The organism is Gordonia sp. (in: high G+C Gram-positive bacteria), from assembly GCF_047600565.1.
Classification (GTDB): domain Bacteria; phylum Actinomycetota; class Actinomycetes; order Mycobacteriales; family Mycobacteriaceae; genus Gordonia.
Genome location: NZ_JASGKN010000001.1, coordinates 619,666 through 639,452 on the forward strand (window position 1 = coordinate 619,666; position 19,787 = coordinate 639,452).

Annotated in this window: 19 protein-coding genes; 11 read left to right on the plus strand and 8 right to left on the minus strand. The window is 69.1% G+C overall.

Annotated elements, in window-relative coordinates:
* Window positions 1-49 precede the first annotated feature (49 nt).
* A complete protein-coding gene (locus QM774_RS02985) occupies window positions 50-280 on the minus strand; it encodes a ribbon-helix-helix domain-containing protein (protein ID WP_414974468.1) in 231 nt (76 codons plus the stop codon).
* Between the two features lie 137 nt (window positions 281-417).
* On the opposite strand from QM774_RS02985, the gene QM774_RS02990 reads away from it, so the two are divergent.
* Window positions 418-2,229: a penicillin-binding transpeptidase domain-containing protein gene (locus tag QM774_RS02990; protein ID WP_414974469.1), complete on the plus strand. Its 1,812-nt coding sequence runs from the start codon at window positions 418-420 to the stop codon at window positions 2,227-2,229.
* Between the two features lie 3 nt (window positions 2,230-2,232).
* Window positions 2,233-2,697, plus strand: coding sequence for a hypothetical protein (locus QM774_RS02995; protein WP_414974470.1), 465 nt, complete (start codon window positions 2,233-2,235; stop codon window positions 2,695-2,697).
* Window positions 2,698-2,702: 5 nt separating this feature from the next.
* Here the strand turns inward: QM774_RS02995 and QM774_RS03000 are convergent, their stop codons facing one another.
* The 3 genes from QM774_RS03000 to QM774_RS03010 are packed head-to-tail and all read right to left on the minus strand — an operon-like array spanning window position 2,703 to window position 5,537.
* The gene (locus tag QM774_RS03000) at window positions 2,703-3,488 is read right to left on the minus strand and encodes a heme ABC transporter ATP-binding protein (protein ID WP_414974471.1); all 786 of its coding nucleotides are present in this window, start codon (window positions 3,486-3,488) and stop codon (window positions 2,703-2,705) included.
* 1 nt (window position 3,489) lies between these two features.
* Window positions 3,490-4,530, minus strand: a complete 1,041-nt coding sequence (locus QM774_RS03005) for a FecCD family ABC transporter permease (RefSeq protein WP_414974472.1) — start codon at window positions 4,528-4,530, stop codon at window positions 3,490-3,492.
* Complete coding sequence (locus QM774_RS03010; protein ID WP_414974473.1) at window positions 4,527-5,537, minus strand: heme/hemin ABC transporter substrate-binding protein; 1,011 nt, start codon at window positions 5,535-5,537, stop codon at window positions 4,527-4,529. Before QM774_RS03010 ends, QM774_RS03005 begins: the two co-directional genes overlap by 4 nt.
* Window positions 5,538-5,651: 114 nt before the next feature.
* Between QM774_RS03010 and map the strand changes: the two genes are divergently transcribed.
* From map to QM774_RS03040, 6 genes are all read left to right on the plus strand, one after another.
* Window positions 5,652-6,521, plus strand: a complete 870-nt coding sequence (gene map, locus QM774_RS03015) for a type I methionyl aminopeptidase (RefSeq protein ID WP_414974474.1) — start codon at window positions 5,652-5,654, stop codon at window positions 6,519-6,521.
* A 133-nt stretch (window positions 6,522-6,654) separates the two neighbouring features.
* Window positions 6,655-7,497, plus strand: coding sequence for an alpha/beta fold hydrolase (locus QM774_RS03020; protein WP_414974475.1), 843 nt, complete (start codon window positions 6,655-6,657; stop codon window positions 7,495-7,497).
* A 5-nt stretch (window positions 7,498-7,502) separates the two neighbouring features.
* Complete coding sequence (locus QM774_RS03025) at window positions 7,503-9,035, plus strand: PucR family transcriptional regulator (protein WP_414974476.1); 1,533 nt, start codon at window positions 7,503-7,505, stop codon at window positions 9,033-9,035.
* 206 nt (window positions 9,036-9,241) lie between these two features.
* Window positions 9,242-11,224, plus strand: a complete 1,983-nt coding sequence (locus QM774_RS03030) for a solute carrier family 23 protein (RefSeq protein WP_414974477.1) — start codon at window positions 9,242-9,244, stop codon at window positions 11,222-11,224.
* On the plus strand, window positions 11,221-11,697 hold the full coding sequence (locus QM774_RS03035) for a nucleoside deaminase (RefSeq protein ID WP_414974478.1): 477 nt from the start codon (window positions 11,221-11,223) through the stop codon (window positions 11,695-11,697). Before QM774_RS03030 ends, QM774_RS03035 begins: the two co-directional genes overlap by 4 nt.
* Window positions 11,684-12,280 (plus strand): nucleoside deaminase, encoded by a 597-nt coding sequence (locus tag QM774_RS03040; protein WP_414974479.1) that lies wholly within the window; start codon window positions 11,684-11,686, stop codon window positions 12,278-12,280. The genes QM774_RS03035 and QM774_RS03040 overlap by 14 nt, the downstream gene beginning before the upstream one ends.
* A 69-nt stretch (window positions 12,281-12,349) precedes the next feature.
* On the opposite strand, the gene QM774_RS03045 is transcribed toward QM774_RS03040, so the two are convergent.
* Together QM774_RS03045 and QM774_RS03050 are read right to left on the minus strand one after the other, a co-directional pair.
* Window positions 12,350-13,324 (minus strand): PDR/VanB family oxidoreductase, encoded by a 975-nt coding sequence (locus QM774_RS03045; protein ID WP_414974480.1) that lies wholly within the window; start codon window positions 13,322-13,324, stop codon window positions 12,350-12,352.
* The gene (locus QM774_RS03050) at window positions 13,321-14,376 is read right to left on the minus strand and encodes a Rieske 2Fe-2S domain-containing protein (protein ID WP_414974481.1); all 1,056 of its coding nucleotides are present in this window, start codon (window positions 14,374-14,376) and stop codon (window positions 13,321-13,323) included. Before QM774_RS03050 ends, QM774_RS03045 begins: the two co-directional genes overlap by 4 nt.
* Window positions 14,377-14,659: 283 nt before the next feature.
* Between QM774_RS03050 and QM774_RS03055 the strand changes: the two genes are divergently transcribed.
* Together QM774_RS03055 and QM774_RS03060 are read left to right on the plus strand one after the other, a co-directional pair.
* Window positions 14,660-15,328 carry an HAD family hydrolase gene (locus tag QM774_RS03055; protein ID WP_414974482.1) on the plus strand — a complete coding sequence of 223 codons (669 nt, stop codon included), beginning with the start codon at window positions 14,660-14,662 and terminating at the stop codon, window positions 15,326-15,328.
* 61 nt (window positions 15,329-15,389) lie between these two features.
* The gene (locus QM774_RS03060) at window positions 15,390-15,650 is read left to right on the plus strand and encodes a hypothetical protein (protein ID WP_414974483.1); all 261 of its coding nucleotides are present in this window, start codon (window positions 15,390-15,392) and stop codon (window positions 15,648-15,650) included.
* Window positions 15,651-15,662: 12 nt separating this feature from the next.
* Here QM774_RS03060 and QM774_RS03065 read toward each other — a convergent pair whose 3' ends face one another.
* Both QM774_RS03065 and QM774_RS03070 read right to left on the minus strand, forming a co-directional pair.
* The gene (locus QM774_RS03065; protein ID WP_414974484.1) at window positions 15,663-17,078 is read right to left on the minus strand and encodes a mycothione reductase; all 1,416 of its coding nucleotides are present in this window, start codon (window positions 17,076-17,078) and stop codon (window positions 15,663-15,665) included.
* Entirely contained in the window at window positions 17,075-18,157 is a 1,083-nt protein-coding gene (locus QM774_RS03070; protein ID WP_414974485.1) for an alpha/beta hydrolase, read from the minus strand. The genes QM774_RS03065 and QM774_RS03070 overlap by 4 nt, the downstream gene beginning before the upstream one ends.
* An 80-nt stretch (window positions 18,158-18,237) precedes the next feature.
* Here QM774_RS03070 and mqo point away from each other — a divergent pair, with 80 nt between their 5' ends.
* Entirely contained in the window at window positions 18,238-19,779 is a 1,542-nt protein-coding gene (gene mqo, locus QM774_RS03075) for a malate dehydrogenase (quinone) (protein ID WP_414974486.1), read from the plus strand.
* The last annotated feature ends 8 nt before the right edge of the window (window positions 19,780-19,787 follow it).

Genomic DNA, 19,787 nt, shown 5'->3' on the forward strand with positions numbered 1-19,787 from the left:
CTGCCGGGCCTCGGCGCCCCTCACCGGATCGAGTTCAACGAGGCAGATGTCACCACGTCTCATCGGTCAGTCCGTCCGCCGCAGTGGAATCCCAGGCCGCATCGTCGCCTGAGGTCGTCCATTCGGTGAAGGCGATGTCGTACTCCGACCTCAGTGCCGACCGGCCGAGAAGACGGATGGCGCGCTGGACGGCGGCCGAGCGGGACGGCAGCGAATATTCCTCGACATAGCGGTCGAGATCGGCGAGGTCACTCTCGCTCAGGCTGACACTCAGCTTCATACCTCGATGCTACTGGGGTGGGAATAGGGTGGAAACGGTCTGAGTTTCGGTTCTTGATCACGACCGTTGACTGCAAACTCCGGACGCGCCCCTGCGCCTCACCGGTCCGTGGTCGGAACACACCTATCATCGACCCGGTGAGAAGCCGGACGTCGACGAGTGTGCGCGCCGGCGCCGTCGTCGCCGTGCTGGCTCCGCTGATCGTGCTGCTGGCCTCGTGCGGCACCGATTCCGGTCCGCGCGGCGCCGCCCAGCGCTTCCTCGACGCCTTCGGGCAGCGCGAGTACGCCGACGCCGCACAGATGACGACCGCCCCGGACCGTGCTCAGCCCACGCTGAAAGAAGCGTGGTCCGGCTTGAAGGCCACCGGAATGACCGCGCACACCGGGCGGGTCCGCGAGAACCAGGACATCGCCGACGTCGACGTCACCTACGACTGGACACTGGACGGGAACCGCACCTGGTCGTACCCGGCGCGACTGACGATGGGCCGCAGCGACACAGGCTGGTCGGTGCGCTGGGCATCCACTGTCGTGCACCCCGAACTCGGCGCCGACCAGACCCTCGCCCTCAGTGTCATCAGCCCGCCCCGCGGCGCCGTCAACGAAGCCGACGGCAGTGAGGTGATGGGGGAGAGCCGCAGCGTCGGCATCAGCTTCGACGCCCAGGCCGCCGCCCTGTCGGGGCCGGTGATCGACTCGGTCAACGCCATGGTGAACGTGCTCAATCCGCTGGTGCCGGGACTGTCGGCGCAGGCGATCGCCGAGAAGTCCACCGCCTCCGATCAGCCCATCCCGATCGGCGACCTGTCCGGACCGGACTACGACCGGCTGCGCCAGCAACTCGACATCCCCGGAGTAGTGGCCACCGAGAAGTCCAGCCTGGCGCCGGTCGACCCCGGGTTCGCGTCGGCGCTGCTCGCCCAGGTCCGTACGCGCGTCACCAACGACGGCGGTGGCACCCCCGGCTGGCAGGTGTCCGTCCTCAACGACAACGGCGTCGTCGCCGACGTGGTGGAGGATCACGCGGCGGTGCCGTCGCCGGCCGTCCGGCTGACCCTGTCCCGGCATGTGCAGAACGCCGCACAACAGGCGGTGAACGCCGTCAGCCGGCAGGCGATGATGGTGGTGCTGCAGGCGTCGACCGGCAAGATCCTCGCCGTCGCCCAGAACCCGGCCGCCGACCGTGACGGCCTGCTGGCCACCATGGGCACCTATCCGCCCGGTTCGACCTTCAAGATGGTCACCGCGTCTGCGGCCATGTCCGCCCACCTGACCGACCCGCAGGCGATGGTGCCGTGCCCCGGCGAGATCACCATCGGTACCCGCGTCGTCCCCAACTACGACGGCTTCTCCCTGGGCACGGTCCCACTGACCGAGGCGTTCGCCCAGTCGTGCAACACGACCTTCGCGAACCTGGCCGGCCAGATGGGTGCCTCGGACCTGTCCCATGCGGCCACCGCGATGGGGCTCGGCGCGCAGTATTCGATCGCCGGCATCGACGCCAAATCCGGTTCGGTGCCGATCGAGCCCGACCTGGTTCGCCGTGCCGAGGACGGTTTCGGGCAGGGCACCGTGCTGGCCACGCCGCTGGGAATGGCCGTCGTGGCCGCCACCGCCGACACGGGCAAGCCGCCGACCCCGCTGCTGATCGAGGGCACCCGGACCACCGTCGAGGGCCCCAAAGCCGAACTCGCCTCACAGGTGTACGACCAGTTGCGCCCGATGATGCGCGCGGTCGTCACCAGCGGCACAGCGACGTCGATCGCCGGGCAGGGAGAGGTCTACGGCAAGACCGGTGAAGCCGAGTTCAATGGCGGCTCACACGCCTGGTTCGCCGGTTACCGTGGGGATCTCGCCTTCGCGACACTCATCGTCGGCGGCGGGGACTCGACCAACTCGGTCAACGTGACCCGAGACTTCTTCTCGTTCCTGGGCCCGGGAGGCTGACACATGACTCGCGACTCGTTCGACATCACCGCCTGGCTGACGCTGGTGCTCAGCGTCCTGGCACTCGGATCGGTGTTCGCACCGTGGTCCCGGTACGCCGGCGACGGCTATTCGGGCAGTCTCGCCGGACTCGACTTCGACGGCGGTGTGGTCGTCCTCGTGGTGGCGCTGGTCGCACTGATCTTCGCGATCACGGTCATCGTCTCGCGGAACCGGCTGCTGACGGTGGTGGCGAAGACGATCCTGCTGATCTGCGGGGTCGTGCTGGCCGGATACGGGTTCGACGCCCTCATCGGCTCGGATCGGCTCCACGGGTCACGGGCGCATTTGCCGGACGGAATCGAGAACCACGTCGTGAATTTCACGCCCGGATTCGGTCCCTGGCTGCTGGCCCTGTCCGGGCTGGCGCTGGTGGTGGTCGGCATGTGGATCGTCTACCGGCCGCATGCGGAGACCGAGAACGCCTGACGTCGCTAGCGCGCCGCCGGTCGCTCCGGGGTGATGATCAGCTCGCCGGTGTCGGGATGGTCGGTCACCCGGACCGGATGGTCATAGGTCCGGCCCAGCAGCTCGGCGGTCATGGTCTCGGCGACCGGACCGACGGCCAGCAGCCCGCCGTCCTTCATCAACGCGACACGATCGGCGTACGCGGCGGCCGATGACAGGTCGTGCACCACCAGCACGACGGTGGCGCCCGCCTTCGCACGGTCGGTGAGGAGAGTCAGCACCTGCTCGGTATGGCCGATGTCCAGAGCCGCGGTCGGCTCGTCGAGCAGCAGGATCGGGGTGCTCTGGGCGAGGGCCCGGGCCAGGCTGACCCGGGCCTGCTGGCCGCCGGACAGCTGAGGGAACGGACGGTCGGCCAGATCGTCGATCTCGCAGGCCCGCAACGCCTCGTCGATGATCCGGGGCGACCCGGCGGCCTCGGGTTCGCGCAGCCACGGATAGCGGCCCAATTCCACCACCTCGCGCACCGTGAACGGGGTGTCGACCCGGTTGCTCTGGGTCACCAGGGCACGATGACGTGCCAGCTCACGCGGCGGGACGTCAGCCACGATGCGGTCGCCCATGCGTACAGAACCGGAATCGGGCCGCCGGATGCCGGCGAGCACCGACAGCAGTGTCGACTTGCCGCAGCCGTTGCGGCCGACCAGCGCAAGGATCTCGCCGGGTCGCGCGGTCAGGCTGACGCCGTGCAGAACGGGGCGCCCGCCGAGAGCGACACGAACGTCGTCGGCGACGAGGGAAGGTCCGGTCACGTCACCACCCCGTCTTCGCGGTGCGGCGCAGCAGCAGGAAGAACACCGGGCCGCCGATCAGCGAGGTCAGCATGCCCAGCGGCAGTTCGCCGTGGGTCAGGGTGCGCGCGCCCAGATCGGCCGCGGCGATGGCGAGCGCACCGCCGAGCACCGAGGCCGGCAGCAGGATGCGGTGTCGCGGTCCGACCAGAAGACGCATGACGTGCGGCACGATCAGGCCCACGAACATCACGATGCCGGTGAACGCGACGGCGGCCGCGGTGAGGAGCGCGACGAGCACGATCACCTGCCGCCGCACCGTCTCGACGTTGATGCCCAGCGAACTCGCCTGGATCTCACCGAGCGCCAGCAGGTCGAGTTTGTGCACGAGCAGGAACGACGCCGCGACCGCGGCGACCACCAGCGGGGCCACCACCCACACCTGGGTCCAGGTGACCGCGCCGGCCAGCGAGCCGAGCTGCCAGAACACGATCTGCTCGCGCGTAGCGGTCGACGCGATGGTCGTCAGATACGCGATGACGCCGAGCCCGAACGCGTTGACCGCGATACCGGTGAGCACGATCATCACCACCGACGCCCCGCCGTCGCGCATGCTCAGCGTGTAGACCGCGAACGTGGTCGCCAGCCCGAACACGGCGGCCGCGCCGGCGATCGCCCAGCTGTTCGGTGAGGTGCCGCCCAGAACGAACATCAGGCACGCGCCGACCGCCGCGCCCGAGGAGACGCCGATGATCCCGGGCTCGGCCAGCGGATTCGCGAGCGCACCCTGCAACAGACACCCGGCCGCACCGAGCGCAGCGCCCACGAAGATCCCCAGCACGATGCGCGGGAACCGGGAGACCCAGAGGGCGTCCTCGGCGGCCTGATCGGACGGCAGCGGACCCAGGTCGAGATGCCAGTGGTGGGCGATCGATCCGAGCACCTGGGAGGCGGGGACGTGCAACTGCCCGGTACCGGCGGATACGACGACCACCACCAGCAGCAGGACCAGAGTGCCGGCCAGCACCGCCGCGGCGCGGCCGCGGGGCCGTCGCGTGCTCACCGGTAGATCGCTTTCGACATCGCGGTCAGAATGAGGCCGACATCCGGCCCGAACGACAGGATCTGGGTCTCGTCCATCGCGACGATCCGATGCGCGCGTCCCGCGCGGGTACCGGCGACCGCCGGCAGTGCCAGCACCTTGTCCATGCCTCCCACCGAGTCGGCACCCTGCGTCATCACCAGGATCACCTCGGGATCGGCACGCGTCAGCGACTCGGTGCCGACCACCGTGAACGCGGCGGTCATTCCCGCTTCGGTGCCGGCATCCCGACCGCCCAGGTTCTCGATCAGATCATCGGCACCGCTGCCCGGTCCGGCGAGCAGGATGAGGCGCTCGCCGCGGATGTACAGGAACGCGATGGTCGGATCGCCGGTCGGTGTCGGCTGTGCGGCCTTCGCCTCGGCGATCTGTGATTCGGTGCGGGTCACGAGCTGTTCGCCGGCCTTCTCGGCACCCAATGCGGCCGCCACCTTCCGGATCAGGGCGGGAGTCCCGGCGACGCTGCGCTCGGGGGAGAAGGTGACCACGTTGACGTGCGCGGCCCGGAGCTGGTCCAGAACGCCGTTCGGATTGGCATCCTCACCGGTGAGGATGATCGTCGGCCGCTGCTCGAGGACGCGTTCGACGTTGATCGCATGCCCCGGATCGGTCACCTGCGGAAGACCGGCGGCCGCCGTGAAGGTGGTGGACCCGTCCCGGCCCACCACATGCGGTCCGAGACCGAGGGCGAACACGGTGGCGGCCAGGGTTCCGTTGCGGTCGATCGCGATGATCCGGTCCGCCTGCGGCCCGGCTGCAGGATCGGTGGTGACCGGAACCGGAGCGTCGGCCGGAATCGTGGCGATCTGATCACCGCCCCGCAGATGCGCCGCTGCGGGGTCGCCGGCCGAAGCGATGTCGATGGGCGCCGTACTGCAACCGGTGGCCAGCACCGCCACCACGGCCAGAATCGCGGCGACCGCGCCGCGCCGCCGGCCACGGCGGTCGAGTCGGGGCGATCGGCGCAACACGGTGTCCTTCTCCAGCGGTGGGGTTTAGGCAAACCTTACCTCGCGCGCCGGGCATGCCGGCCGCGCCGGTGCGGCGACCCGGTCCCGTCCGGCGGCCGTAGACTGGCGGCCATGAGTGAGCGTGCCCTGTTGACCCCCGGCGTGGTGTCGCCGACCCTGCCCGTTCCCGACGCGATCGAGCGCCCGGAGTACGTGTGGAAGGACACGGTCAACGAAGGCAGCGAACCGTGGGTCCAGACTCCGGAGGTCATCGAGAAGGTGCGGGTCGCCAGCAGGATCGCCGCCAACGCCCTCGCCGAAGCCGGGAAGGCCGTGGCCCCCGGCGTCACCACGGATCACCTCGACCGTATCGCCCACGAGTACATGTGCGATCACGGCGCCTACCCGTCCACACTCGGCTACAAGGACTTCCCGAAGTCGTGCTGCACCTCCCTCAACGAGGTGATCTGTCACGGCATTCCGGACTCGACGGTCATCGAGGACGGCGACATCGTCAACATCGACGTGACCGCCTACATCGACGGCGCGCACGGCGACACCAACGCCACCTTCCTCGCCGGCGACGTCTCCGAAGAACACCGTCTGCTGGTCGAGCGCACCCGCAACGCGATGGATCGCGCCATCAAGGCGGTCAAGCCGGGGCGCGAACTCAACGTGATCGGCCGCGTCATCGAGGCCTACGCGAGCCGCTTCGGCTACTCGGTCGTCCACGACTTCACCGGCCACGGAATCGGCGAGACCTTCCACAACGGCCTCGTCGTCCTGCACTACGACCAGCCGAACATCGACACCGTCATCGAGCCCGGCATGGTGTTCACCATCGAGCCGATGATCAACCTGGGCGCCGACACCTGGGAGCAGTGGGACGACGGCTGGACCGTCGTGACCGGCGACCGCCGGTGGACCGCCCAGTTCGAACACACCCTGGTCGTGACCGACAGCGGTGCCGAGGTCCTGACCCTTCCGGACCGGGATCGGTAGCGGCGGGCCCCTCCGCCCGCACGCCGGAGCAAGCTCCGCCACGCCTGCTCACCGCCTGTGACCTGGCCGATATGAGCACAATCACCGGTCGCCGAGATGAGCGGAAACGACCCTCCCGCCTAAGCTGACAGGCATGGAATCGGGGCAGCACACCACCACGCACCGCCGGATCGACGTCGACGGACTCGTCTTCGACGTGGCGCTCGGCGGACCGGAACAGGCGCCGGCCGTCGTGCTGCTGCACGGGTTCCCGGTGAACTCGTCCTGCTTCGACGCGGCCCTTCCCCGGATTCACGATGCGGGCCTGCGCACCGTCACCATCGATCAGCGCGGCTACAGCCCGGGTGCCCGTCCGGACGGCGTCGAGAACTACCGTCTCGACCTCCTGGTGAGCGACGTGATCGGTGTGCTCGATCAACTGTCGATCCCGTACTCCCTGCTCGTCGGCCACGACTGGGGCGGGATCGTCGCCTGGCATTTGGCGGGCAAGCACCCCGAACGGTTCACCGGTCTGGTCGCCGTCAGCACCGGCCATCCGTCGGCTACCCGCGACGCCCTGCAGCAGGGCGACGACCAGCGCGAGAAGTCGTCGTACATCAAGGAGTTCGTCGCTCCCGGCGCCGAAGAACTGCTGACCGCCCGCAACGGAGTACTGCTCCGCCGGGCCGGACTCACCAAGGACGAGCTCGCTCCACTGCTCGAACCGGGAGCGCTCACCGGACCGCTGAACTGGTACCGGGCCAACTTCACCGGCGACATCGCCGAGACCCTCGAGTGCCCGCCGATCGACGTCCCCACCACCATGCTGTGGAGCAACGGCGACGCGACCCTCGGACGCACTCAGGCCGAGCTGACCGGCCGGTATGTCTACGGCGACTACCGTTTCTCGGAACTCGACGGCGTCGATCACTGGATTCCGCAGAATGCGCCGGAGGCACTGGCCGCCGAGATCGCCCTGCGCTCGGCCACGTTCTGACCCTCATGCGGCTCGGTGACCTCCTGGAGCATCCGGAGCTCGGGCTGCGCGTGCTGTGGGCCACGCCCGAGCACCTCGACCGGGACGTCCGGTGGACGTACCCGTCCGACCTCATCGATCCCGGGCGGTATCTGAGCGGCGGCGAGCTGATTCTCAGCGGACTGGCCTGGCGCAGCTCGCCGGACGACGCCGAGACGTTCGCGGCGGCGATGGATGCCGCCGGCGTCGCCGGGGTGGTGGCCGGCGATCTCGTCTTCGGTGACGTGCCCGACGACGTCGTCGACGCGTGCCGGCGTCACGGCGTTCCGGTGCTGGGTCTCGACTCGGCCGTCTCGTTCGTCACCGTCAGCGAGGTCGTGTCCAGTGAGGTGCGCACCGAACGCACCGAACGCCGCGCGGCGGCACGCGGACGGCACCGCGAACTGCTCTCCCTGCTGGCCGCCGGCGAACCTCTCGACGTCCTGGTCGACCGAGTATCCGCGGACACCGGGCACCGGTGCCGGGTGGTGACCGCCACCGGTCTGCCGGTCACCGCCACCGGCGAACCGCTGCCGGAGGCCGACCTGGACGCGGTCACCGCCGGATTCGTCACCGCCGCCGATCTGCCGGCACTCGTGCACGGGGCGGACCGCGACTACTCGGTGTTCAGCGTCGGCCCCGGTCTCGGCAACCGCCTCACCTACTGGATGCCGGTGGCCGACGGCGATGTCGCCGGCTGGGATCTGCCGGCCGTCGAGGCGGTCGGAGAACTGGCTGCCCTGGCGCAACTCGATCGAACCCGTCGCGACGAGGGCCGTCACGCCCTGTCGCAGGCGGCGTCGGCACTCTTTCACGCGCTGGCCGGCGGTGCCGCCACCCCCGCGGACGTGGCGCTGCGGCTCACCCACTGCGGTATCGATCCCGACGCGGTCCTGGCCGTGATCGCGGGCAGCACCGCCGACGGCGCATTGCCCGGCGACGAGCAGGTGCTGATCGCGGACGCCGTCGCGCACCTCGGTCCCTTCGTCAGCGGCACTTGGGTGGACGGCAGCACGGTGGCCGTCGTCGAGGTGTCCGACGACGATTACCGTCACCGCCTGCACCGTGCGGTGCAGCGCCTCGCCCCCGGACTGGTCGCGAACCCGCTGAGTCTCGGCGTGAGCGAGCCGGCGACGGCCGCCGGTCTGGCCGGGGCCGCCGAGGAGGCACGGCACGCGCTGACGGTGGCGCAGCGGGGCAGCGGGCCGGTGCGGCTGACCGGCGGCGACGAGATCGCGTCGGCCGCAGTCCTGCTCGCGACCGTGGCACCGGAGGTCCGTGCCGTCTTCGCCGACCGGGTGTTGCGGACCGTCCGCGAGCACGACCCCCAGGGCCAGCTTATCGCCACCCTGGTCGCCTTCCTGGACCACGACGGTTCTCCGGCCGCCACGGCCACCGCGCTCGGGGTGCACGTGAACACGGTGCGCAAGCGACTCGAACGGATCGAGGAGCTCACCGGCCGCGACCTGGCCCGGCTGCCCGACCGCATCGACTTCTATCTGGCGCTGCAGTCCGACTGACGCTGCATTCCTCCACCTCGATACGCGCGGCGAGCGCGGCCGATGGAGATTCCTCCACGGCCGAGCGTTCCGATGTGAACGGGTGGTTCCCAGAACTCCACATCGACGCAACGGATCGGTGACGTGCACACGGTGTGCTGATCAGGTGGCCGGAACGCCTCGACGTCGCCCCGGTCGCACAGTCCGTTCGACGAAGGAGAACTTTGATGAGTACAGCGACCGCGGCGCGCACGACGCCGCGCCGGGACCCGGTGGACGAGGTGCCGCCCGTCCCGAAACTGCTGACCTACGGCTTCCAGCACGTGGCGGCGTTCTACGCCGGCGCCGTCATCGTGCCGCTGATCATCGGCGGCGCACTCGGTGTGTCCGGCGCCGACATGGTCAAGCTGATCCAGGCCGACCTGCTGACCTGCGGTATCGCCTCGATGCTGCAGGCCGTCGGCATCCGCTTCGGACGGTTCCGCATCGGTGTGCAACTGCCGCTGCTGCAGGGTGTCGCATTCGCCGGTGTCGCACCGCTGATCGCGATCGGCAGCGCGCACGGCGGAGGCGCCGGATCGTTGCCGTACGTGTTCGGCGCGGTGGTCGTGTCCGGCATCCTGTTCTTCCTGCTGTCGCCGCTGATCGCGAAGGCGGTGCGCTTCTTCCCGCCGGTGGTCACCGGCACGGTGCTCACGCTGATCGGCGTCACCCTGATGCCGACCGCCGCCAATCACGCCATCGGCGGACAGCTGGGCCTGCCCGGCTTCGACTGGTCGTATTCGGTGATGGGCGCGTCCCAGGGCGGCACCGGTGATCCGACCAGTGCCCGGAACTTCTGGTTCGCGGTCGGCACCATCGCGTTCATCCTGCTGCTGCAGCGGTTCTTCACCGGATTCCTCGCCACCATCGCGGTGCTGGTCGGACTGGTGGCCGGATCGGCGTTGTGGTTCCTGACCCAGCCCACCGACTTCACCCCGGTGAAGGAGGCCGGATGGTTCTGGATCTCCACCCCCTTCCACTACGGCATGCCGCACGTCACGCTGTCCGGTGTGGTGCTGGTGCTGCTGGTCATGATGATCACCACCGTCGAGACCGTCGGAAGCCTGTACGCGACCGGTGAGGTCGTGGGCCGGCGCATCAGCCAGGACGACATCGCGGCCGCACTGCGCGCCGACGGTGTGTCCACGGCGATCGGCGGCAGCATGGGATCGTTCCCGTACACCTGCTTCGGCGAGAACATCGGCCTGGTCCGGATGACCGGCGTCAAGAGCCGCTGGATCGTCGCGGCCGCCGCGGCCATGATGATCGTGATCGGCCTGTTCCCGAAGGCGGCGGCGCTCGTCTCGATGATTCCCGAGCCGGTGCTCGGCGGTGCGTCCCTCGTGCTGTTCGCCGCGGTCGCCGTCGTCGGCATCCAGCTGCTCGGCGGTGTCGACTTCAACGACCACCGCAACCTGATCGTCGCCGGCACGGGTCTGGCGATGGGCATGTACGTGATGGCGTTCCCCGCCGTCGTCGACGCCGTCCCGTCGTGGCTGCACTGGTACTTCTCCGGGGGCATCGCGGCCGGCGCGTTCACCGCGATCCTGCTCAACCTGGTGTTCTTCCACATCGGCCGGAACTCGGGGCCGGCGGTCGCGACCACCGGCGGCGAGCCCGTCCACCTCGACGAGGTGAACGGCATGGACCGCGAACAGTTCGGCGAGACGTTCGGACCGGTGGTCCAGAACCAGCAGTGGGCCTTGGACGTGGTGTACCGGCTGCGCCCGTTCTCGTCGCCGATGGCCTTGGGCGAAGCGTTCCAGGACGCGCTGCTCGCCGCCAACGACGACGAACAGGACGCGCTGATCGGCTCCTACGCCGACTTCGGCTCGCCGGACCCGACCGAGGCGGAGAAGGCGTTCGCCAGCGTCGATCCGGTGTTCGGTCCGCCGTCGGAGATCGAGAAGGAAGAACTGGCCGAGGTGGCCGCCGCGCACCGCGACAAGTTCGGCTATCCGCTGATCGTGTCCGAACGCGACGCCGCGTCGTATCCGCAGATGGTGGCCTCCTGCTGGTCGCGGATGGACGACTCGCAGGCCGCCGAACGTCAGCAGACGCTCATCGAGATCTCGAAGATCGTCAACCACCGCTTCAACAAGCTGGTCGCCGACGCCAATCCGATCTCCACCGCCCAGTTCCAGCGTTTTCAGGAGGTGACCCGATGACCGAGCCGCAGGATCGCGTGTGGCTGGCGTCGGCGGTCGAACTGGCCACCGAAAGCGTCGCCGACGGCGGCGGGCCGTTCGGGGCGATCATCGTCCGCGACGGCACGGCCCTGGCGACCGGCCAGAATCGGGTGACCCGTGACAACGATCCGACCGCGCACGCCGAGGTGACCGCGATCCGGGAGGCGTGCGGGGTGCTAGAGGACTTCTCGCTCGCCGGCTGCACCCTCTACACGTCGTGCGAACCCTGCCCGCTGTGCCTGTCCGCGTCGCTGTGGGCGCGGCTGGACCGGGTGGTGTTCGCCGCCGATCGGGAGGATGCGGCCCGCGGCGGGTTCGACGACCGGGCGTTCTACGAACTGTTCGCCCGGCCCCGGGCCGAGTGGGATATGACGGTCGAATCGGTGCGGCCCGCCGACGCGTTCGCGCCGTTCGCCGCCTGGAATGCCGAGGCAGCCCGTGTCCGCTACTGACCGCGTGGACCGGTTGCTCGCGGTGATCGCCGACGAGATCGTGCCGCTGACGAGGGAGGGGGTCGCCGCCGGGAACAAGCTGTTCGGGGCGGCGATCCTCGCCAAGGACGACCTGTCGACCGTGGTGGCGGCCACCAACACCGAGACCGCCAATCCGCTGTGGCACGGCGAGATCACCGCCATCAACCGGTTCTTCGAGCTGACCGACCGGCCCGATCCCTCGGACTGCCTGTTCCTGGCCACGCATGAGCCGTGCTCACTGTGCCTGTCCGGGATCACCTGGTCCGGGTTCGACGAGTTCGCGTACCTCTTCAGCCACAGCGATTCGGCGGAGTCGTTCGCGATCCCGTACGACATCGCGATCCTGAAGGAGGTGTACGCGGTGCCCGACCCGGACCGGACGGCCGCCGCGCCGGACCGCGATCTGTACAACCGGTCGAACGCCTACTTCACCTCGACCGATCTGATGCCGGCGGCGCGGCGGACCGTGCCGGAGAGGGTGGCCGAACTGGAGCGGGTGTACGCCGACCTGTCGGAGGTGTACCAGCGGGGCAAGGGCGCCGGGAACATCGCGCTCGCCTGAGCGTGCACAGGCGAGCAACGACGACCACGGGCGGGTCTCCCACGGGAGACCGGCCCGTGGTCTGCGCGGTCAGAGGTCGAGGACCAACTCGGCGGTCTTGGCCCGCGAACAGCACAGGGTGATGTGGGTGTTCGCCGCCTGCTCGGCGGCGGACTGCACGTCGTCGCGGTGATCGGGGACACCGGAGATCACCGGGGTCAGGCAGGCACCGCACATGCCCTGCTCGCAGGACAGATCCACCTGGATACCGCTCTCGGCGAGTGCCTCGGCGATCGAGCACTCCGGGGTGACCGGGATGCGCTGACTGGTGCTGGCCACCACGACGTCGAACGAGCCGTCGGCGGCCGGATCGCCGGCGGCCGCGGCGGACGGAGCGAACCGCTCGGTCACCACGTCGTCGTCGGTGTAGCCGGCCGTGCGGGCATACCCGGCGACGGCGTCCATGAAGCCCGCCGGGCCGCACGTGTAGACGACCGTGCCGGGCCGGTGCTGTGCCAGTGCGGGCGGCGGACCGTCGCGCAGACCGTCACCGTCGGACGACAGGTGCACGGTGGTGCGGCCGGCGAACGACGACGAGGTCAGCAGCTCGCGCAGCGGCACGTGGGCGCGGTCGCGAGCGTAGACGTGCAGTTCGAAGTCGGCGTCGTCGTCGTGGAGTCGCGCCGCCATCGCTGCGAGCGGGGTGACGCCCACGCCGCCGGCCATCAGGACGTACCGGTCGGCGGATCGCAGGGCGAAATGGTTGCGGGGTTCACCGACCCGCAGGGCCTGGCCGACGCGGACCGTGTCGTGCAGGGTGCGCGACCCGCCGCGGCCGGACGCATCCCGGTGGACGCACACCACATAGCGGTGACGTTCGGACGGGTCGTTGCACAGCGAGTACTGCCGGATCAGGCCCGGCGCGACGTGCACGTCGACGTGCGCGCCCGCATCGAACGGCGGAAGGCCGGCATCGGGGTCGACCGGCCGCAGGTCGTAGCTGAGCAGATCGGTACCGGCGTAGGTGATCGCGTGGACGTAGGCGTCGACGGTCCCGGTGCTCATGCGGTGAAGAATTCGCTCAGCCCGAGGTCGCGCAGCGCGCGGCGGTAGGCGATGGAACTGCGGTCCGCGGGGATGTGCACCTCGAGGCGCGGATCGAGCGGCAGATTCTCCGGCTTCTGGATCTCGACGACGGCGCGATCCTCCTCGAAGACCCGCAGATTGAAGTCGTGCACCTCCTGTTCGGGGCGATCGGTGTCGAAGTTGCGGGACAGGGGTGCGAACATCCGCGTCTGCTTCGCCGACACCGGGCAGGCCGCGTTCATGATGTTCAGGATTCCGTCGTCGGGGAAATGCACGGTGATGGTCGCGGTGAACGGGGTGAACAGCTCGAAGTGGCGCAGCCATTCGAACCCGGGGTGTTCGGTGACCCCGCCCTTCGGATAGTTGCCGACGGTGCTCCAGTAGTCGACCTCGAACCCGTAGTCGGTCTTCTGCGGGCTGTACGGCGGGACCTCGGCGTTCTCCGGATCGCCGAACGTCGCCTCGTGGACGAACCCGAAGTGGGCCACGTCCAGAAATCCCTCCACCTGTCGGCCGGCGAACGCCTTCACGTCGAACGGGGCGAGGTTGATGTTCTGGAAGCCCGGCTGCTCCCAGTACCGCAGCACCGGGAGCGCATCGGGATCGGCGTCGCGGTCCAGGCTGGTCCACACCAGGCCGTACCGCTGGACCACCGGGTACGGCTTGAGGTGCATCCGTGCGGGGATCTTGTCGGTCGGGTGGGCGGGGATCTTCACGCACTGACCGGCCGCCCCGAAGCGAAGGCCGTGGTACGGGCAGGTGATGCCGGTGCCGTCACCGGTACCGGCGGACAGCGGCACGCCGCGATGCGGACAGATGTCGTCGGCGACGACGATCTCGTCACCGGACCGGTAGACGACGAGCGGCGCGTCGAGCAGCCGAACGTGTTCGGGGCCGTCACCGACGTCGGAGAAGCGGCTGACGGGATACCAGGACCGGGCGAGGATCTGCCAGTCCTGCTCGTGGAAGGTGCATTCGCGGGGGAGGGTCAGCGGGGTCGCGAGCGGCTCGCGGACAGGAGTGATCGTCATGATCGGAAAGGTCTTTCTGACGGTGCGCGCGGAGGCATTCCGCGCGCAAGGGGGCTGGGTGACGGTGGGCGATCAGCGCAGCCTGGGACCGTGCGCGACACGGCCGGGGACCCACACGCTGCGGTGGGCGAGGTCACGCAGATCGATGTGCTGCATGCCGGCCTCCTTCGCATCTCGGTCGATCCTGATACGCCCAGTGTCGTCACCCCGGGTTTCCGGGAACCGCACGACGGAGTTAAACGTGTGTAACTCCCGTCCGGGCCGACCGGCTAGCCTCGGGGCCATGGTGACTGAGGGCGAGGTGATCGAGCGCGACGTGAAGGCCGTGGTCTTCGACGTCGGGGAGACCCTGATCGACGAGACCCGCATCTGGGAGCGCTGGGCCGATCGGCTCGGGGTGACCCGGTTGACCTTCCTCGGCCTGATCGGCGCCTGCGCGGCCACCGACCAGGAGGTGCCGGCCGCCTTCGAGCTGGTGCGTCCCGGCCTGGACGTCGCCGCCGAAGAAGACGCGTGGGCGGCACAGGATCCCGGCGGGCTCCGCAACGGCTTCGACGCCGACGATCTGTACCCGGACGTCCGCCCGGCCCTGGCCGCACTCAAGCAGCAGGGTCTGCGGCTGGTGATCGCCGGCAATCAGCCGCCGCGGGCCCTGGCGGCGCTGCGGGCGATGGATCTTCCGGTCGACGAGATCCGCAACTCCGCCGAGCTGGGCTGCGAGAAGCCGTCCCCGGAGTTCTTCGCGGCCGTCGCCGATCTGGCCGGCGTGCGCCCCGAGCAAATCGCCTACGTGGGGGACCGCACCGACAACGACGTGTTGCCGGCCGCCGACGCCGGAATGATGCCGGTCCTCATCCGCCGCGGGCCGTGGGGCCACCTGCACGCCGCCCGTCCCGATGCGCAGCGCGCCACGATCATCGACTCGCTGCTGGAACTGCCGGAGCTCCTGTAGGGAGGGCTCGAACCCACCGGAGTGCGTTCTCCCGACCACCGCCATCTGTCAGGATCTATGCATGTACGTCTATCTGAAGCCGGACAGCAGATACCTGACCTGCCTGGTGTGTTCCGGCGTCGACTTCACTCAGCGGGAAGTCATGATGAACACCCAGGGCATGTCACTGATGGGATGGGATGCGTTCAACAAGGTCGGCGACGGGGTCATCTGCGATCGCTGCGGTTTTGTGCACACCTTCTTCAGCGACGCGCACTACTGGGTGAACCCCGCAGACATCGCACCCGCCGACCGTCCCGCGGGGCCGCTGACCGGCGCGTGAACGGAATCGGCTTCAGGCGTCCGGGTGAGGGGACTCGAGGCCCAGAAGTGCGTTCTCCAGGACCTCCGGCAGTGCCGGATGGATCCAGTACTGGCCGCGGGCGAGAGTGTGGGCGTCGATCCCGAACGACATCGCGGTGATCGCCGGCTGGATCAGGGCGCTGGCCTGCGGGCCGAAGAAGTGGACGCCCAGAAGCCGGCCGGATTCGCGGTCGGCGAGGACCTTGCAGATTCCGGTGGTGTCCTCCATGGCCCAGCCGTAGGCGACGTCGCCGTAGTTCTGCACTTTGACGGTGTAGTCGTGCCCCTGATCGACCACCTCGGATTCGGTCAGTCCGACGGACGCGACCTGCGGGTGTGTGAACACCGCGGCCGGCACGTACCGGTGGTCGAAGGATTCGAGATCGGCGGCGTCCCAGCCCTTGAGCAGATTGGCCTGAACCACCCGCTGCTCGTGGTTGGCGACATGCTTGAGCTGGTACGGCGAGGAGACGTCGCCGAGCGCCCAGACGCCGCGCGCCGGGGTGCGGCCGTGCTCGTCCACCGGTACCCGGCCGTCGTCGGTCAGCGCGACCCCGATCGAGTCGAGTCCGAGCCGGTCACCGTTCGGGGTGCGGCCGGTCGCGACCAGCAGCGCATCGGCCTCCACCGGCTCGCCGTCGGCGAAGGTCAGCCGCACACCGCCGTCCGGGGTCTGCGTGACCGATTCCAGGGTGTGGTCGAGCAGCACGGTCCAGCGTTCGGATGCCACCCGGGTGAAGCGGTCGGCGATGTCGGCATCCATGCGGCGCAGCAGCGCGGGGCCGCGCGCGATCACGGTCACCTCACTCCCGGCGGCCGAGAAGACGTGTGCGAACTCGGCCGCGATGAAGCCGCTGCCCAGGATCGCGAGACGGCGCGGCGGTGCGGGGACCCGCATGACGTCGTTGTTCGTGTAATACCGGACCCCGGAGTCGGCGACCACAGCGGGAATCGCCGGGCGGGCGCCGGCCGCCAGAACCACCTGCGTGGCCAGAACCATGTCACCGGCGTCGGTGACCAGCCGGTATCGCTCACCGTCGCGGCCGTCGAACCGCACATGCGAGCGGTAGACGGTGATGTTGTCGCAGTCCTGCTCGCGGTACCGTTCGCCGCCGGCCGAGATCGGGTCGATACGGCCGAAGACGCGGGCGACGATGTCCGGCCAGCGGACCGCATCCATATGCGCGTCGACGCCCAGCGGACCGGCCTCGGCGACCTCGGCGACCACATCGGACGGGTAGACGAACATCTTGGTCGGGATGCACCCGACGTTCAGGCAGGTCCCGCCGTAGACGCCCTCCTCGAACATCGCCAGCGACAGACCGTCGAACCGTTCGTCCGGGACGGAGTTGCCGCTGCCCGATCCGATGATCGCGACGTCGACCGAGACGGCGGGATCCGTGGTCACTTCCCGAACTCCGAGGACAGCCAGCCGTCCACCGTCTCGTAGGCGGTCTCGCGCGGGGCCTGCTTGGACAGGAACACGTCGTGCCGGGCGTCCGGCACCACGACGGCGAGCACCCGGCGGCTCAGGAACGGCGACCACTGCGCGATCTGCTTGACGTCCAGCACACAGTCCGCCGAGTCCGCGGACACGTCGTACTGCGACCGGAACCGGCTCTTGTCCGAGCGGAGCACGAGGGTCGGGACACCCGCATCGATGTCGCCGCGATGCACGGCGGCGTGGCCCTTGCGGACCGCGCTGATCCAGCCGAAGGTGACCGGGAATCCGCCGAGCGGCTTGCGGTCGAGGTCGTAGGACCATTCGCCGTGAGCCGACTCGTGCAGGCTCTCGCCGTACGCCGTCGACAGGCCCGTCGGGACGACCGACTTCGGGCGCAGTGAACCGGCCACCGACATCACCTTGCCGACCGGCGCGCTGCGCAGAACCGCCTCACCCTGCAGATCCAGCCACGGGCTGTTGAGCAGCAGACCGCCGACGTGGGCGTGCCGGTCCGGATCGGTGCGGCGCAACCGGTCCAGCCACAGAGGTGTGATCAGTCCACCGGTGGAGTGGGCGGCCACGATCACCCGGTCGTCGCCCCCGGCCGCGGCGATCTCGTCGACCACCACGTCGAGTGCCGCGGTCAGCTCCTCGTCGTACACCTCGAGGTCGGAGGTGAAGTGCGGAGTCTGTCCGTCGCGCAGCGATCGCCCGCAGCGGCGCAGGTCGAGGGCGTAGAAGGCGTAGCCGCGGTCATGGAAGAAGTCGGCCAGATCCTCCTGGAAGAAGTAGTCGGTGAAGCCGTGGACGTAGAGCACCGCACCCTTCGGGGCGTCGACGGCCCCCGGTTTGCGGATCAGGGTCGCGTCGATCGGGCCTTCGCCGTCCCGATCCGCGCGCAGCGGAATGGTCAACGTCTCATAGCGGTCGAGAAAGCGGTCCGGCTGCCAGTCGTGGCTCCCAGTGGCGCGCGATGTCGTGTGGGGCGATGTCTTGCTGGGCGATGTCTTGCGGTGCGAGGTCACGTGTTCCACCTTAAGCATCGGCGGCACCCTGATTCGGGCGGGCGACCGGTCATGGTGGACAATGAGAGCCGACGCAATGACATCGGGGCCGCAGACGCATGCGCACCGGTGAATCTTCGACTGGCGGAAGTGAGCAGTACGTGTCGCAGACGGTGATCAAGACGGACGTCGCGCTGGTGGGCGCGGGCATCATGAGTGCCACCCTGGGTGCGCTGATCCGGCAGCTCGAGCCGGACTGGTCGATCAGCCTCTTCGAGCGGCTCGACGCCGCCGCCGCCGAGAGCTCGGATCCGTGGAACAACGCCGGCACCGGCCACTCGGCCCTCTGCGAGCTCAACTACACCCCGCAGGGCGCCGACGGCGAGATCGACATCACCAAGGCGCTCAACATCAACGAGCAGTTCCAGCAGTCGCGCCAGTTCTGGGCGTACGGCGTGGACAACAAGCTCCTCGACAACCCGGACGAGTTCATCAACCCGATCCCGCACGTGAGCTTCTGCCACGGCGAGTCCGGAGTCGACTACCTCAAGAAGCGTCATGCCGCGCTGTCGTCCAACACCCTGTTCGAGGGCATGGAGTACATCACCGACGACGACACGTTCGCTGAGCGTCTCCCGCTGATGGGTGAGGGCCGTGACTACTCCGACCCGGTCGCGCTGAACTGGTACACCGAGGGCACCGACGTCGACTTCGGTGCGCTCACCCAGCAGCTCCTGAACTACGTCGGGCGCGACGCCGACCTGTACTTCGGCCACGACGTCAAGAACCTGTCCCAGCAGTCCGACGGCAGCTGGATCATCAAGGTCAAGAACACCCGCACCGGTGAGGTGTCCCGTGTGCACGCGAACTTCGTGTTCGTCGGTGCCGGCGGCGGTGCCCTGCACCTGCTGCAGAAGTCGGGTATCTCCGAGGCCAAGGGCTTCGGCGGCTTCCCGGTGAGCGGCGAGTTCTTCCGCTGCACCAATCCGGACCTCATCGAGCAGCATTCGGCCAAGGTGTACGGCCAGGCCGCCGTCGGCGCCCCGCCGATGTCGGTGCCTCACCTGGACACCCGCGTCATCAACCACGACAAGGGCCTGCTGTTCGGACCGTACGCCGGCTGGTCGCCCAAGTTCCTCAAGACCGGCGGCGTGATGGATCTGCCGAAGTCGGTGAAGCCGAGCAACCTGCTGCCGATGATGTCGATCGCCCCGCAGGAGTTCGGTCTGCTCAAGTACCTGATCGGCGAGCTGGCCTCGACCCGCGCCGACCGGGTCAAGACGCTGTCCGAGTTCGTTCCGCGCGCCACCGGCGGCGACTGGGAGATGATCACCGCCGGCCAGCGCGTCCAGGTGATCCGCAAGAACGGTCCCGCCAAGGGCAGCCTCGAGTTCGGCACCGCCGTCGTCGCTGCCGGTGACGGCACGATCGCCGGTCTGCTGGGTGCCTCGCCGGGCGCCTCCACCGCGGTTCCGGCCATGCTGTCGGTGCTGGAGCAGTGCTTCGGCCAGCGGTGGGACGGCTGGAAGCCGAAGCTCACCGAGATGATCCCGTCGTTCGGTCAGAAGCTCAACGACAACCCGGCCCTGTTCCGCGAGATGTGGGACTGGACCAACCGCAGCCTGCAGCTGACCGGCGCCGACAAGCCTGCCAAGGCCTGACCGCACCG